Source organism: Dyadobacter sp. BHUBP1 (genome assembly GCF_050587785.1).
Classification (GTDB): Bacteria; Bacteroidota; Bacteroidia; order Cytophagales; family Spirosomataceae; genus Dyadobacter.
The window spans coordinates 80951-95883 of sequence record NZ_JBOBIH010000008.1 but is presented as its reverse complement, the minus strand read 5'-3'; the positions used below and the strand labels follow the sequence as shown (position 1 = coordinate 95883).

The window sequence follows — 14933 nt, the reverse complement described above, 5'->3', positions numbered from 1 at the left end:
ATCAATAATTACAACAGGCAGGGGCCACCTATCAGAAAGTTCGATAAAATATTAACAGAAAACAGCCGGTCCGGCTTTCTCTCCCTACGCCGGCATTACCCGGATCAGGTTAAATGGGTATGATCTCAGCCCGTTCGGTAGGGCACCCCTTGAGATTATGCTGCAAAATTAATACGCTTTTCCGTAATTTTACATATCTCGAAATGAAGTTCCTAACTATTTGAATACCAAAATGAAAAGCTATACAGACACGACCGATATCAGTGCCTCTCAGCATGCTATGGAGCTCGAATACCGGTATGGGGCACATAATTACAAGCCGATGCCGGTGGTTATCCAGCGGGGCGAAGGAGTTTTTTTGTGGGATGTGGAAGGAAAGCAGTATTTCGACTTCCTGTCGGCATACAGCGCGGTGAGCCAGGGGCATTGCCATCCGAAGATCGTGGATGCGATGGTACGCCAGGCGCAAAAGCTGACGCTCACCTCCCGTGCATTCTATAACGACCGCCTTGGCGAATGCGAGAAATTTCTTTGCGACTATTTCGGGTATGATAAAGTCCTGATGATGAATTCGGGCGTGGAGGGCGGCGAAACTGCGCTGAAACTAACCCGGAAATGGGCGTATAAAGTAAAAGGTATCGAGCCCGGAAAGGCAAAAACCGTGTATGCCGCCGGTAATTTCTGGGGCAGGACATTGGCGGCGATATCCTCGTCGACGGATCCTTGTTCCACCAACGACTACGGCCCGTTCCTGCCCGGCTACGAAATCATACCCTATAATGACCTTCCTGCCCTCGAAAGCCTCCTGAAAAATGACCCGGACATCGCCGGTTTCATGGTGGAGCCTATTCAGGGTGAAGCGGGTGTAGTGGTGCCGGACGAGGGTTACTTAAAAGGCGTGCGTGATCTGTGTACAAAATATAATGTCCTGTTCATCGCCGACGAGGTGCAAACCGGTATCGGCCGTACAGGAAAACGGCTTGCCTGTGACTGGGAAAATGTAAAGCCTGATATCCTGGTCCTCGGCAAAGCATTATCGGGTGGTACCATGCCGGTTTCGGCTGCATTGGCCGACGACGAAATCATGCTGACGATCGCGCCCGGCGAGCACGGCTCGACCTATGGCGGTAACCCGTTGGCATGCGCGGTGACCATCGCTGCATTACGGGTGGTCCAGGATGAAAACCTTGCTGAAAATGCCGAACAAATGGGCCGGATTTTCCGCAAGAGAATGCAGGAGCTTCAAAAGCAATGTTCTCTGATCGAAAGCGTTAGAGGGAAGGGGCTGCTGAATGCGATCGTGATCAACGACTCCGAAGATAGCAGCACGGCCATGGACCTTTGTTATAAAATGATGGAAAAAGGGCTGTTGTGCAAGCCTACGCATGGCAACAAGATCCGTTTCGCGCCGCCACTGGTGATCAATGAGTCGCAGATGGACGAAGCTTGCCGCATTATTGAAGAGGTATTTTTAGAAATGAACGGAAATCTATGAAACTGAAACTTCTCCTGCCTGTCATTTTAATCGCTGCCTGTGTTTTTTCTTGCAAGGAAAAAAACGCCGATCCCAAGAATGATACCGAGACCAACGAGTGGATCTATACCAACATGAAGTACTGGTATTACTGGACCGACCACATCACCGCATCGCCCGATTACAACAAAACGCCGAGCGATTTTTTCAGCTCTCTGCTTTATAAATATGATGCGACGGCGCGCCCGGACGGCGACCGGTTTTCATGGATGCAGGAAAGTGCGAAGGAATTGGAAGCGTCGTTGGGAGGCGAATCCAAAACAAGCGGCATGGAGTACAAACTGGTGTATTTTCCTGCCAATACCAGCAATGTAGTAGGCATTGTGCTTTACGTGATCCCGGACTCACCTGCCGCCAAGGCCGGCTTTGTGCGGGGCGATGTTTTCAGCAGTGTGAATGGCCAGAAATTGACGGACTCGAACTACTCAAAACTGCTCAATACTCAGGATAAGGCTACTTACACCCTGGCCGACATTAAGGATGGTACTTTGAAGGAAACTACGACGAAGCGTGACGTGACGCCCATTGTCTTGCAGGAAGATCCGGTGTTCTTTGATTCTGTTTACACGATCGGTGCCAACAAAATCGGATACGTGGTTTATCACCAGTTTATTCCCGAGCCTTACCAAACCAGTAACAAGGCGTATGATAAGAAGCTGGATGCGATTTTCTCGGAATTCAAAAACAGTAATATCAATGCATTGGTCCTCGACTTGCGCTATAATCCGGGAGGGTATGTAAGTTCTGCGACCAACCTGGCAAGCCTTATGGGTAAGGTGACGGCCAACGATGTATTTTATTACAAGGAATACAACAAGCAGGTAACCGAAACGAGCCTCAAAAAATACGGTGAATCCTATTTCTACGACAAGTTTATATCCAAAAGTCAGAATGTAGGCAATGACCTGAAACACCTCGTGGTACTGGTGTCGTCGCGGACGGCTTCCGCGAGTGAACTGGTGATCAATGGGTTGAAGCCTTTTATGACGGTAACACTGGTCGGAGGTAAAACTGTGGGTAAGAATGTGGGGTCGGTCACGATCAGCGACGAGAAGAATGGTATCAAAGTGGGATTGCAGCCGATTGTCTCCAAATCGTTGAATAAGGACAAGAAGTCGGATTACCATGTTGGCTTTGAGCCGGATGTGAAGGTTAGCGAGGGCAATATCCTTTATCCCTATGGCGATCCACGCGATCCCTTGCTGGGCGAGGCACTCTTCCAGATCACGGGTACGCACGTAACGCGCCAACTCCGGAGCGCGCGCGTGCTGGCGGAGGAGGCAAACGCGGAACTGTCGTCGTCGATCAGCCAAAAGGCCGGCGGCAGCAATATGTTCTTTGACAGATAACCACCTGCTGATAAAATTTCCCGAATGGTGAGAGAACGGCTTGCAACTGTTCTCTCACCATTTTTTATTGCTATTTTTACAAACTTGCGTATTTCTAACTAATTGACCTTTATGAAGCTGGTAAATGATATGACTGTCTGGTTTATGAAGCGGCGCTTCGAACGGATCGAACAGTTTATGAAGTACCCCATTGAGACCCAGCAGCGTATATTTTCCGAATTGATCGAAACTGCCCGCTACACCGAATGGGGCAGCCGTTATAATTACGGTCAGATCAAATCGGTCAGGGAATTTCAGGAGCAGGTACCCATTTCGGCTTACGAGCAACTTTATCCTTACATCGAGCGTGTCCTGAAAGGCGAGCCGAATGTGCTCTGGCCGTCGCAGATCGAATGGTTTTCCAAATCATCGGGTACCACGAATGCGCGGAGCAAGTTTCTGCCCGTTTCGCCCGAGGCTTTGGAAGAATGCCACTACGAAGGCGGAAAGGACATGATGACCCTGCTGATCAACAACCGGCCCGATACCCGCGTCTTCGACGGGAAGGGCCTTTCGATCGGCGGGACTTTGCATGCCAATCCTTTTGACGATTATACCCAGATCGGCGACGTGTCGGCGGTGATTATGCAAAACCTGCCTTCCTGGGCGGAATTTATGCGCACTCCGCCTTTGGAGGTGGCTCTGATGGACCATTGGGAAAGCAAGCTGGACAAAATGGCGTCTATATGCTCGCAGGAGAACGTGACCAGCATTCTAGGCGTGCCTACCTGGACGATCGTGTTGCTCGACCAGATCCTCGAACGTACCGGCAAAAAGAATATGCTTGAAATCTGGCCGGATTTTGAGGTTTTCGTGCATGGAGCGGTTTCATTCGAACCCTACCGCGATTTGTTCATGACGAAATATTTCCCTTCCGATCAGGTGCTGTACCTCGAAACTTACAGTGCATCGGAAGGCTTTTTCGCGATCCAGGACGACATTAATAGGGTAGGCGAAATGCTGCTCATGCTCGATTATGGCATTTTTTATGAATTTATACCCATTGAAGAGCTCGGTAAGGATCATCCCAAAGCATTGTTATTGGACGAAGTGGAAGTAGGAAAGAACTATGCAATGGTGATCTCTACCAACGCCGGGCTCTGGCGTTACCTGATCGGCGATACCGTGAAATTTACCTCTACTTACCCTTTCCGGGTGAAGGTGAGCGGGCGTACGAAGCATTTTATCAATGCATTTGGTGAGGAAGTGATTGTCGAGAATGCCGATCATGCCATTAAGGTAGCGGCGCACCAGACAGACGCCCTGGTAGCGAACTATACCGCCGGGCCCGTGTACATGGGTGACGGCTCGCGTGGCTGCCATGAATGGATCATCGAATTCACCAAAGAACCGGAGGATCGCAATGCATTCGTGCAGGCGCTGGACACCGCGTTGCGGGAAGTAAACTCCGATTATGATGCCAAACGATACAAAGATATGGCCCTCACGCGTCCGCAAGTGCATTTCGCACCGGCCGGTACCTTCTACGCCTGGCTCGGCAAGCAGCACAAGCTCGGCGGCCAGAACAAGGTACCGAGGCTGAGCAATACGCGGGAGTATCTGGATGATCTGCTCGCCAGTTTGTAGTACTACGGCAGTCGGCTTCGGCTGTCGGATTTTTTAAGCAAATATTTTATAAAAACCGTATTCGACAGGCACAAAGCCAACGGCCGATAGCCGATAGCTGACTGCCGACAGCCATCCATGATCCCCAAACGCTTAAAAATCAAAGGACTCTATTCTTATCAAACCGAACAGGAAATTGATTTCGATCCGTTGACGGACGCGTCGTTGTTCGGGATATTCGGGGCTGTGGGGAGCGGGAAATCCTCCATTCTGGAAGCGATCACATTTGCATTATACGGGGATACGGAGCGGCTCAACAAGTCGGGAGACGACCGGACTTACAATATGATGAACCTGCGCTCGGATGATTTGCTCATTGACTTTGAATGCATTGCGGGTAAAAACGGTGAGCGTTACCGGTTTACTGTACGTGGCAAGCGGAATAGCAAGAATTTCAAGGACGTAAAAACTTTTGACAGAAAAGGTTACGTCTGGCGGGAGAATGACTGGGTGCCATTGGCTGAAAGCGAATCGACTGAAAGCATTATCGGCCTCAGTTATGACAATTTCCGCCGGACGATCATCATACCGCAGGGGCGCTTTCAGGAATTTATCGAACTGAAAGATGCCGAGCGCACCCGGATGATGAAGGAGCTCTTCCAGCTCGAAAAATATGACCTTAGCCGTAATGTAGGCTCGTTAAGTAAGCAGAACGACCTCGCATTATCGAATGTGGACGGCCAGTTGATGGGCCTCGGCGAAGTGACGCCGGAAATGCTTGCGGAAGGTGAGCAACGGCTGGAACAAGTTCGGCAGCAAATTCAGCAGATCGCGAATGAGCTGGCGATCCAAACGGAGCTGGAGAGTAATTTTCAAAAGCTTAAACTCGCCGGAGAAAAAATTCTGGCGCTGCAAAACAGGCTGGCATTACTCGACTCCGAGCGGGCGATTATGCGGGAACGCGAGGCCGCATTAAAGACCTTTGAAACCTGCTCCCTGCATTTTAAATCCATTTTTGACCAGAAAACTAACCTGCTGACGGCTATATCAAGGGACGAGCGCATTTCGGCGGCTAACCAGACGAAGCTTACCGAACTGGCTGCATTGCTCGGTAAGCAGCAGGAGACATTACAGATACTGAAGCCGCGCTACGAAAAGCGGGAAGAACTGCTCGCGACGGCGGAAGAGCTTGAAAAGGTGATACGGATTATCGAACACTCGCAGGCTGTTATCAAAAGGAAAGAGGCGCTGGCACGTGGCGAAGAGCAGTTGAAGGAGAAGGAAAACGCCATTGAGATACAAAAACAACAAAGGGAGGAGCTCGAAACCGCTAATGAGCAGCGCAAAGCGGGCCTGGGCGACGTGCTCGAAATGGGACTCGTAAAATCGTGGTTTGTCACTGCCGACGCACTTACGGAGAACCGTCAGACGATCCAGACGGAGGCGAAGGCGCTAGCCGCCGAAATCACCACGTTGACCGAAGGATTGGGCCAGCGTTTGCAGGAGATTACCGGCGATTTCGGCATTGAGTTTGGCGAGGAACATTCATTGGATGCGTTCCAAAAGGGCATTGCGGCATATTTTGAAACCGGAGAAACCAGTCGGAAGGAGCTGAACCGCCAGTTATTTCACATCAATACCCGCGTCGCATTGCACCAGTATGCGGGTAATCTCGAAGACGGAGAACCCTGCCCGCTTTGTGGCTCGCTGCACCATCCCGAAGTATTGTCCGCCGACGGCGCATTAGCCGCGGAAATAGCGGCGATCGAGAAGCAGGTGAATGCATTGGATGAAAAAGAAAGATTGCTAAGGCGCTTGCAGTCGCCGATCGAGCGCATTTTTAACCAAATCGAAGGCCTTGAGAAACAGAAAGGTTCCATCAGACAGCGCTATAACGAGGCACAAGGCCGGTTGAAAGCGCATGACGAGGCTTTTATTTGGCCTGCATTCAATAAAGCAGACAGGGAAAGTTTCGAAAAACGGTTTGCGGAAAGCAGCCGTTTGCAGGCTGAAATTAAGGCCGCCGAGGCAACTTTGAAAGTATCGGCGGAGCAAATCGACGCGGCTATCAAAGAGAAAACAGAAAAGATCGAGAAGCCGCTGCAAGTGTTGAGGGACGAGATTTTAAGGTTTGAAAACACGGTGCAAACGCTTTCCGAGCAGCTTTCGAGGGTTAATCTGGCGGATTTCGAAACAGTTGAAAAGAATGTCATTGCAGAAAAAATAGCTGCCTTGAAAGCCGATTACCAACAACTATCAAATGCATTTGCAGAGGCTGAAAAGCAAGTAGATGCATTTGAAAAAGAGCAAAATACGCTTTCGGGAAGTCAGGCGACATTATTGGCCGCGTTGGAGGGAAGCAGGCGGGAGCTCGTGACAGTTCAGGACAAGATCGATCGCGAACTAGTCGCATATGCTTTTGAAACTGAGGCACAGGTGGTGGAGATACTGCAAAAGCCGATCCGCATCGATACCGAGCGGAAGGCGATCGACGAGTTCAAAATGGCGCTTGAAACAACCGGCGCAGAGTTGAAAACCTTACTTGAAGACCATGCCGGCGAACAATACGACGCCGCAAAACATGAGGAAGTGACTGCATTAAAAAACGCCCTGACCGAAAACCTGAATATCCAACGAAAAGAAGAAGGAAATATCGGTGGGCGGCTGAAACAAATGGCGGAAGATCTGGCCAAAAAAGCTACGCTTTTGACAGAGAAAGGCCGTTTGCAGCTCAGAAAAGAACATCTCGACGATCTGGCGAAACTCTTCCGGTCAAGCGGTTTTGTGGATTATGCTTCGAGCATTTACCTCCAAAACCTGATCCAGGCGGCTAACCACCGGTTCCACCAGATGACCCATCAGCAGTTGCATCTCGAACTAGGGGAGGGAAACAGTTTCTGGGTAAGAGACCTGCTCAATGGCGGCCATATGCGATTGCTGAAAACGCTTTCGGGCGGACAGAAATTTCAGGCGGCACTGTCGCTGGCCTTGGCGCTGGCGGATCACATTCACGTCAGAAATGAATCGAAACACAACTTTTTTTTCCTCGACGAAGGTTTTGGTTCCCTTGATAAAAACGCATTACAAACGGTCTTTGAAACGTTAAAATCATTGAGAAAGGAGAACCGGATCGTGGGCATTATCAGTCACGTGGAGGACCTGCAACAGGAAATCCAGGCGTACCTGCGCATTACCGAAAGCGAAGAAGGCAGCCGGATCGTGCCGAGCTGGAAATGAGTATCGCACATTAAATGTATATTTGAGCGTATTTGGCCAAGCCGTCCTATGCTTTTGGAAAACTTTTACGGGTCGTCTCTCCTTTGGATTGAAGCACAATTGTCTGGAAAAAACTGGTTGTGGAAGCTCACTTTTTTTGCGGTCGCACTTTCGCTTTTTCTTGCATTTCCTCCCTATTCGCTCTTACTCGACCATTTGAGAAGCAATGGAGTCAGTCTCGATGCCTGGGTCTTTATCCACAATCAGGCACAGGACATACTGCATCCGAAAGACATGGATTACGACGTCCGCCGGGAGAATATGATCTTCCGCTGGACACTGCCCGCCCTCTCATTTCTGACTGGCCATAATGTGCTGCTGATCCTGATCATCCAGGCTGTTTTGGGGGTGTTGTTCCTTTACAAAACCGCCGGTTATATCTTTTCGGTGTCGGGGGATAAAGTCATTACCGCGCTGTTTGTGACCGCCATTGCGAACATCTTCGTGAGCGTGTGGGCTTTCGCGGATGTGCACGGGTATGGCGATGAATTTGCCTTTTTCTTTCTCCTGCTGGCATTATTGAGCAACAATTCGCTCGTGATATTTCTCTCGCTGTTGATCGCATTCTTTACCGATGAGCGGGCGGTGGTGGCAGGTGGTTATTTATTGCTCTGGTGGATGGGAACGAAAGCTTATCGTAATAACAATTTTGGTGTTTCCGGTTTGCTTAAATCGGCGTTTACAGGGGAGAGTCTCGTCGTTTGGGTAGCGTGGGCGATCTATTTTACGATCCGGGAATATGTGCAAACCACCTATTTCCCACACCATTCCTATTCTACGATCGGAACACCCGTGTTGCTTGCCAATGCCCATCGCAATGGCTTGGGAAGCAGTATCTGGGGGGCATTTGAAGGAACCTGGCTGATTCTGCTTGCGGCCTTTGCGGTGTTATGCCTTACGAGGCGTTACTGGCTTCTGCTGGCGCTTATGGTCGGCTTTGCGGTGCTGGTGGCCACGGGGATCTACGTCCACGACATAGACAGGGCATTGTCGTACGGCTTCCCGTTTATCTTGCTTGCGGTTTTTATATTAATCGAAACCTCTTCCACATCGACGGTCCGCCTTATCCTGTTTTTCACGATGATCGTATGTGTGGTCCATCCACAGGTTTTTTATATGGGTTACAATAAAATACTCTGGCTGGAACCGCTGCCCGTTAAACTCTTCATGCTGATCGACCACCGGCTGCAATGGGGGCTGTTCAGCTAGGCAGCCCAGGCATGGTTGCCCTGCCCGGGTCGCCCGGATAGGGTCACCCGGATAAGGTCGCCCGGATAGGGGTAGCGTCGATTATTTTCGTCCTTTCCCAACCAATACCAGGTAACATTGGTCACCGCGGGAGCGGCAGCACTTCGTGTCGGTACGCATTAAAAGATCATTAAGCCTCACCCCAGGATAATCGATTTTTTTATGTGGAAGGTATTTTTGTATTTTAAAGGAAAAAATGTCTGACATTTATTATTCGGTTACTTTTGAAAAAGATCGCGTATTTGAAAGAGTTTAACCACACCCTAACAACCTAGAAATTTCCATATGCCGCATTTAGTACAGCTGGATACATTTAACACCGGATCGGGCAACCTCACAGTCTTTGAAAAAATCATCCCCGGCACAATTAAACGTGTGTTCTACATTTACGGTGCGGGTGAGACGCAACGCGGTGGCCACAGGCATCACAAAACGTGGAATGCCCTGGTTTGTATTCACGGAAGTTGTCGTATATACTCCAACGACGGCGAGAAAGAGGAGATCTTCATCCTCGATAATCCTGTGTCCTGTCTGATCCTCGAACCGAAAGATTGGCATATCATGGATTCTTTCTCAGACGATGCGATTTTGTTGGTATTGTCCAACGAATATTATGACCAGGCCGATTATATCGACGATCCTTATCCCCTGAATCAGCTAATCCAGACAGTGTATCAATGATCCCATTTCTGGATTTAAATCAGGTAAACGCCCCTTATCTGCAAGCGATCGAAGATGCTTCCCTACGGGTGATCCGTTCGGGGTGGTATATTCTGGGCAATGAGTTGAAATCATTCGAAAAAGCATTCGCGGCGTATTGCGAAGCGGAGCATTGCGTAGGGACCGCCAACGGGCTCGATGCGATTACATTGATACTGCTGGCATTGGACCTGCCGGAAGACAGTGAGATCATCGTTCCCGCCAATACGTATATCGCCTCGGTGCTGCCGGTAAGTTACCTGCACCTGACGCCGGTTTTCGTAGAACCCGACCCGCATACGATGCTGATAGACCCGGCGCTGATTGAGCAAGCTATCACACCCCGAACGAAAGCCATTATCACCGTCGACCTTTACGGGCGAAGCTGTGAAATTGCACAAATACTCAATCTGGCAAAGAAGCACGACCTGAAAGTGATCACCGACGCCGCGCAGGCGCACGGGGCCACGCATGCAGGCAGGAAGGTGGGTACGTGGGCGGACGCGACGGCATTCAGTTTTTACCCTACCAAAAACCTGGGTGCGCTGGGTGACGCGGGTGCCATTACTACGAATGACATTGCATTGGCTGAAAAAATCCGCTACCTCCGCAACTACGGCTCCGTGATCCGGTACCAGAACGAATACCAGGGAGTAAACAGCCGTCTGGACGAAATACAAGCAGCTATCCTCAGCGTCAAGCTGCCGTACCTCGATCCTGAAAATGCCCGCAGGAGGGAGATCGCCGGCCGGTATTTGCAGGAATTGAAATGCAGTGAACTGATACTGCCACCGTCCGATCGGATTTTGGAAGATGCGTGGCATCTTTTTGTCGTGCGGCATCCCCGCCGCGCGGAATTTATCGCTTTCCTGGATGCGCGCGGCGTGCAGACGAACGTGCATTATCCGCAGCCTATCCATAAACAATTGGCCTACAAAGCGTATAAAGATTTACATTTGCCTTTGACAGAGCAAATCCACCAGCAGGTGATCAGCTTGCCGCTTAATCCGGTTCTGACGGACGATGAGGTGGCCTATATCATAGAAACCGTCAACCAATTCGATCGTCAATGAAGCTATCGGTCATTATCCCGGTTTACAACAGCGAAAAAACCATCCGACCGCTGATCGAAAAGCTACAAGCCACTTTATCAGAAATATCATTCGAGATCGTGATGGTCAACGACGGCAGCCGCGACCGGTCGGAGCAAGTATGCCGCGAATTGTCCGATGCCTATGCCAATGTGCGGTTCATTTCATTGCGCCGGAATTACGGGGAGTTCAATGCGGTTATGTGCGGACTCAACTGGGCTTACGGCAACTACTGCGTAATGATCGACGACGATTTTCAGAACCCGCCGGAGGAGATATTGAAACTGGTGGAAACCGCCGAATCGGGGGATTACGACGTTGTTTATACCTATTATGCCAAGAAACAGCATTCTGTTGGCCGGAATATGGGCAGTAGGTTTGTCAACTGGCTCACCAGCTACCTTTTAAATAAACCCAAAGATCTGTATTTGTCGAGCTTCAAGCTGATCCGGCAGGAAGTGGTGCAGGAGATTATTAAATACCACGGGCCTTATCCTTATATCGACGGGCTGATATTCCGGATCACGCGGAACATTGGTACAGTGCAGGTAGCGCACCAGAAGCGGGAAGAAGGGGCTTCCAACTACACATTTCATAAGCTGATATCCCTTTTTCTCAATATCCTTTTCTGTTACTCGTCGCTGCCGATTCGCCTTTTTGTACCTATCGGCGTGGGATTATTCAGTTTGGGCTTTTTCCTTTTGCTCTTCCTGACTATCCAATGGATTATCGGCCCCGATCCGAAAGGCTGGCAGGTAGTGACGGCCACCATTATTTTCATAGGGGGGATTCAATGCATGCTGCTGAGCGTTTTAGGGGAATACATCGGCAAAAGTTTTATGGCGCAGAGCGGCCAGCCGCAATATGTGATCAAATATAACAGCTCTGAGCGAGTATGATCGATAACCGGCTCGAATACCAGCGCATGTACGAAACCGAGCGCAAGCTGTGGTGGTATCAGATCCTCCACGGCAAGGTTTTGGGTCAGATCCGCAGGCATTTCAGGGCCATGGATCCCGATCTCAAAATCCTCGATGCTGCCTGCGGTACAGGCGGGTTACTGTCGTTTTTAAAGGAAAATGGCTATTCCAACCTGCGGGGCTTCGATTATTCACCACATGCGATAGATTTCTCGAATGAGCGTGGCCTGAATGTCGTTTTCGGCGACCTCCGGAATGTGGATGCATTCGAGCCGGGCGAAACTTTCGACGTCATTACCTGCAACGACGCGCTCTATTTCCTGACTGACGAGGAGATTATCCGCGCACTCACTGCCTTTAAAAATCGCCTGAACCGCAACGGGCTGATCATTATTAATATTCACGCGTTCGAAGCCTTCTCGGGCACGCACGACCTTGCCGTAGGGAGCTCGCGACGCTTCAAATTGGAGCAATTTCAGGCATTTGGCTGGGCTGCCGGGCTGCGCATTGATTATACTACCTATTGGCCATTTGCGCTTTCACTACCCATTTTGCTCGTGCGGCAATGGCAGAATTACCAGATCCGCAAGAAGAAAATCAACGTCGATCACCTCGACTCGGATGTCGAATATCCCGGAGATACGGTGAATGCGGTTTTAAGAGCCATTACCAAAACGGAATCTTCTATTCTCGGCAAAGCACCTTTCGGCAGCTCGCTGTTCATAACATTCCAGCCCGCCTGATCACTTTTTGGAATATCCCGAAGAGTTCAATGCGTCAAATAGCGCCTTGGTTTTTCCAATACCATCTTCGCCATTGACCGCGAAATACCAGAACGCCTCCAGATCGCCCCGGTGCATGGCCTGGTTCATATCACCGCTTTGGGACTTGTGAGCCGCCTTTACCCAGTCGGCGACGATCATATAGCTGTGTTTTTTGTCCTCCCCGAAGGCGTAAGAACGGTCGAATTCGAATACAGGGGCGGTTTTGAGAATATTGGTTTCGGGATAACCTGCCAGTCCGGCGAATTGGAAAGTGTAGTTCTTATTTTGGGATTGGCCCCCCAGGACAATTGGCTTTTTAGATCCTTTAAAACGCTGCGCGGCCCGTATCGCGCTGATGGACGCCGTTTTATGATGTGCATGCTGACCTTCATGCGGGATGAGGCAGAATATGAAGTCATAGTTGCCGTTGGTCAGGATATTATCCAGCTTTTTCTCCACGTAGGCAATGTCCCAGTTCTTGCCTTGCAAATAGGGCTTCTCGTCGCGGTTGTAGTAATCGTCGAGCTGGTCAAGGAAGAAGAAATTACCTATTCCCATCACCTCTCCGGAAGCCATGAGCTCTTTTTTGCGGATTAAGGGTAAATGCTTCCTGCCTGTTGCAGAATCCACGAGGTTCAGGCCGTAATAGCTCGATGCCACAAGGCCATTGTAGCCGCCCGAGGCGTCGGTGATCAATGCGAGGTCGGCCGAGCCTTTCAGTTCATGGGTGATTTTAAAAACAGTCACCGGGAACATGGTTTCATCGTCGGGGTGCGCGGTAACGATCAGAACGCGGGGGCCTTGCGCGTGCAGGCACGGAGGAAGCAGCAATAATAACAAAAGATAAATGTGTCTCATGCGATCATTTTGTTAGGTGATGTGTTATAAAATTATGGATTCCGGGGATTATTGCAATCGTTATCCATCCTACCAGGTCAAACATTCATCTACGCTCTTATTATCAAAGTTTTATGGATTTGAAACTCAACGGGAAAACTGCATTCATCAGCGGTTCTACACAAGGTATCGGCTTTGCCATTGCACAAGGTTTATTGAAAGAGGGTACGCATGTGATCATTAATGGCCGCTCGGAAAGTAAAGTCGCGGAAGCGGTGCAGAAATTGAAAGAATCAACACCAGGGGCGAATGTGAGTGGCATTGCGGCCGATTTTTCCAAGGTGGAAGAAGTGAATGCATTGCTGCAACAGCTGCCAGATATCGATATCCTGGTTAACAATGCCGGTATTTTCGAACCGAAGCAATTCACCGAGATTTCGGATGATGAATGGTTTCGGTTCTTTGAAGTGAATGTACTGAGCGGCGTCCGTCTGGCAAGACATTTCTTTCCAAAAATGATCGCTAAGGATTGGGGCAGGATTATCTTCATTTCCAGCGAATCGGGCGTAAATATTCCCGAAGAAATGATTCACTACGGTACCACCAAAACGGCCCAGCTCGCCGTGAGCCGCGGTTTGGCGGAATTGACCAAGGGTACGAACGTTACTGTTAACACCGTAATGCCCGGACCGACCAAGTCGGAAGGCGTGGCCGATTTTATCAAACAGCTGGGAGAAGCCAACAATATGTCAGCGGAACAGGCGGAAAAGGATTTCTTCAAGAATGCGCGCCCCACCTCGTTGCTGCAGCGGTTTGCGTCGGTGGAAGAAATTGCTAATCTCGTAACTTATGTGGCGAGTCCGCTCTCGTCGGCCACAAACGGTGCGGCCCTGAAAGTGGACGGCGGCGTGGCTAAGTTCATTATCTGAGACGCTGCACGGTCCGTGTTTTAGATATGTGATCAGAAAATTTGGCAATTCTGGAACGTTCGTTCTGGAATAATTGTCTGATAGTCATGGCACGCAACAAAGCATTCGAACCGGAAGAAAGGTTGGAAAGGGCTAAATGCCTTTTCTGGCAAAAGGGCTACAACGCCACCTCCATGCAAGACCTCGTCGATACGATGGGGTTGAACCGTGGAAGTATCTACGACACTTACGGCGACAAGCACAGCTTGTTCCTTCAATGCCTCAGAAGTTATACCGAAGGCATGTTCGAAGATTACCGGAAAGTAGCGGAGGAAACAAAGTCTCCCATTAAGGCCGTCGAAAAGATCATCAAAAAAGCGGCGATCAGGACGACAGAAGAAGAAAGGACCTGTATGGGGGTGAAATCGACGTTCGAGCTGGGCTCCGTGGACGAAGAAGTGCATGCCATATTAAAACAAAATACCAGTAACCTAACAGCCCTGCTGAAAGACCTTCTGAAAAAAGCACAGAAAGCAGAAGAAATCAGCAGTAAAAGAGATCCGGCAATGTTAGCGAATTTCGTCGTGTCGAATTTTACCGGTTTCTGGCAGACTTTCCTGGTGTATGGTGATGGGGAGCTGGTGCAGCAGCAAGCCGAATTTTTAATAAAATCTATCAAAAAATAATTTGTCCAATGATGGA

Annotated in this window: 12 protein-coding genes and 1 riboswitch; of the genes, 11 read left to right on the top strand and 1 reads right to left on the bottom strand. The window is 49.8% G+C overall.

The features are described from left to right. Positions 1 to 63: 63 nt before the first annotated feature. A riboswitch (TPP riboswitch) is annotated at positions 64 to 160 on the bottom strand. 72 nt (positions 161 to 232) lie between these two features. From rocD to ACQ4MZ_RS25540, 9 genes are all read left to right on the top strand, one after another. Beyond that, positions 233 to 1495, top strand: a complete 1263-nt coding sequence (gene rocD / locus ACQ4MZ_RS25580) for an ornithine--oxo-acid transaminase (RefSeq protein WP_430849932.1) — start codon at positions 233 to 235, stop codon at positions 1493 to 1495. Further along, complete coding sequence (locus tag ACQ4MZ_RS25575) at positions 1492 to 2883, top strand: S41 family peptidase (RefSeq protein ID WP_430849930.1); 1392 nt, start codon at positions 1492 to 1494, stop codon at positions 2881 to 2883. Before rocD ends, ACQ4MZ_RS25575 begins: the two co-directional genes overlap by 4 nt. A gap of 111 nt (positions 2884 to 2994) precedes the next feature. Further along, on the top strand, positions 2995 to 4509 hold the full coding sequence (locus tag ACQ4MZ_RS25570) for a GH3 auxin-responsive promoter family protein (protein WP_430849928.1): 1515 nt from the start codon (positions 2995 to 2997) through the stop codon (positions 4507 to 4509). A gap of 117 nt (positions 4510 to 4626) precedes the next feature. Continuing rightward, on the top strand, positions 4627 to 7725 hold the full coding sequence (locus ACQ4MZ_RS25565; RefSeq protein WP_430849926.1) for an AAA family ATPase: 3099 nt from the start codon (positions 4627 to 4629) through the stop codon (positions 7723 to 7725). A gap of 48 nt (positions 7726 to 7773) precedes the next feature. After that, a complete protein-coding gene (locus ACQ4MZ_RS25560; protein WP_430849924.1) occupies positions 7774 to 8973 on the top strand; it encodes a hypothetical protein in 1200 nt (399 codons plus the stop codon). Between the two features lie 324 nt (positions 8974 to 9297). Continuing rightward, a complete protein-coding gene (locus ACQ4MZ_RS25555; RefSeq protein ID WP_430849922.1) occupies positions 9298 to 9693 on the top strand; it encodes a sugar 3,4-ketoisomerase in 396 nt (131 codons plus the stop codon). Next, positions 9690 to 10784 (top strand): DegT/DnrJ/EryC1/StrS family aminotransferase, encoded by a 1095-nt coding sequence (locus ACQ4MZ_RS25550; RefSeq protein ID WP_430849920.1) that lies wholly within the window; start codon positions 9690 to 9692, stop codon positions 10782 to 10784. Before ACQ4MZ_RS25555 ends, ACQ4MZ_RS25550 begins: the two co-directional genes overlap by 4 nt. Beyond that, the gene (locus tag ACQ4MZ_RS25545; RefSeq protein WP_430849918.1) at positions 10781 to 11701 is read left to right on the top strand and encodes a glycosyltransferase family 2 protein; all 921 of its coding nucleotides are present in this window, start codon (positions 10781 to 10783) and stop codon (positions 11699 to 11701) included. The genes ACQ4MZ_RS25550 and ACQ4MZ_RS25545 overlap by 4 nt, the downstream gene beginning before the upstream one ends. Then, positions 11698 to 12465 carry a class I SAM-dependent methyltransferase gene (locus ACQ4MZ_RS25540; protein ID WP_430849916.1) on the top strand — a complete coding sequence of 256 codons (768 nt, stop codon included), beginning with the start codon at positions 11698 to 11700 and terminating at the stop codon, positions 12463 to 12465. The genes ACQ4MZ_RS25545 and ACQ4MZ_RS25540 overlap by 4 nt, the downstream gene beginning before the upstream one ends. Here ACQ4MZ_RS25540 and ACQ4MZ_RS25535 read toward each other — a convergent pair whose 3' ends face one another. Beyond that, entirely contained in the window at positions 12466 to 13344 is an 879-nt protein-coding gene (locus tag ACQ4MZ_RS25535; RefSeq protein ID WP_430849913.1) for a PIG-L family deacetylase, read from the bottom strand. Positions 13345 to 13457: 113 nt separating this feature from the next. On the opposite strand from ACQ4MZ_RS25535, the gene ACQ4MZ_RS25530 reads away from it, so the two are divergent. Together ACQ4MZ_RS25530 and ACQ4MZ_RS25525 are read left to right on the top strand one after the other, a co-directional pair. Beyond that, the gene (locus ACQ4MZ_RS25530) at positions 13458 to 14252 is read left to right on the top strand and encodes an SDR family NAD(P)-dependent oxidoreductase (protein ID WP_430849911.1); all 795 of its coding nucleotides are present in this window, start codon (positions 13458 to 13460) and stop codon (positions 14250 to 14252) included. 86 nt (positions 14253 to 14338) lie between these two features. Beyond that, positions 14339 to 14917, top strand: a complete 579-nt coding sequence (locus ACQ4MZ_RS25525) for a TetR/AcrR family transcriptional regulator (RefSeq protein WP_430849909.1) — start codon at positions 14339 to 14341, stop codon at positions 14915 to 14917. Positions 14918 to 14933 lie beyond the last annotated feature (16 nt).

Bases quoted from the DNA above. Each gene is read 5' to 3' on its own strand.
- rocD (WP_430849932.1), top strand. From the start codon at position 233: ATGAAAAGCTATACAGACACGACCGATATCAGTGCCTCTCAGCATGCT.
- ACQ4MZ_RS25575 (WP_430849930.1), top strand. From the start codon at position 1,492: ATGAAACTGAAACTTCTCCTGCCTGTCATTTTAATCGCTGCCTGTGTT.
- ACQ4MZ_RS25570 (WP_430849928.1), top strand. From the start codon at position 2,995: ATGAAGCTGGTAAATGATATGACTGTCTGGTTTATGAAGCGGCGCTTC.
- ACQ4MZ_RS25565 (WP_430849926.1), top strand. From the start codon at position 4,627: ATGATCCCCAAACGCTTAAAAATCAAAGGACTCTATTCTTATCAAACC.
- ACQ4MZ_RS25560 (WP_430849924.1), top strand. From the start codon at position 7,774: ATGCTTTTGGAAAACTTTTACGGGTCGTCTCTCCTTTGGATTGAAGCA.
- ACQ4MZ_RS25555 (WP_430849922.1), top strand. From the start codon at position 9,298: ATGCCGCATTTAGTACAGCTGGATACATTTAACACCGGATCGGGCAAC.
- ACQ4MZ_RS25550 (WP_430849920.1), top strand. From the start codon at position 9,690: ATGATCCCATTTCTGGATTTAAATCAGGTAAACGCCCCTTATCTGCAA.
- ACQ4MZ_RS25545 (WP_430849918.1), top strand. From the start codon at position 10,781: ATGAAGCTATCGGTCATTATCCCGGTTTACAACAGCGAAAAAACCATC.
- ACQ4MZ_RS25540 (WP_430849916.1), top strand. From the start codon at position 11,698: ATGATCGATAACCGGCTCGAATACCAGCGCATGTACGAAACCGAGCGC.
- ACQ4MZ_RS25535 (WP_430849913.1), bottom strand. From the start codon at position 13,344: ATGAGACACATTTATCTTTTGTTATTATTGCTGCTTCCTCCGTGCCTG.
- ACQ4MZ_RS25530 (WP_430849911.1), top strand. From the start codon at position 13,458: ATGGATTTGAAACTCAACGGGAAAACTGCATTCATCAGCGGTTCTACA.
- ACQ4MZ_RS25525 (WP_430849909.1), top strand. From the start codon at position 14,339: ATGGCACGCAACAAAGCATTCGAACCGGAAGAAAGGTTGGAAAGGGCT.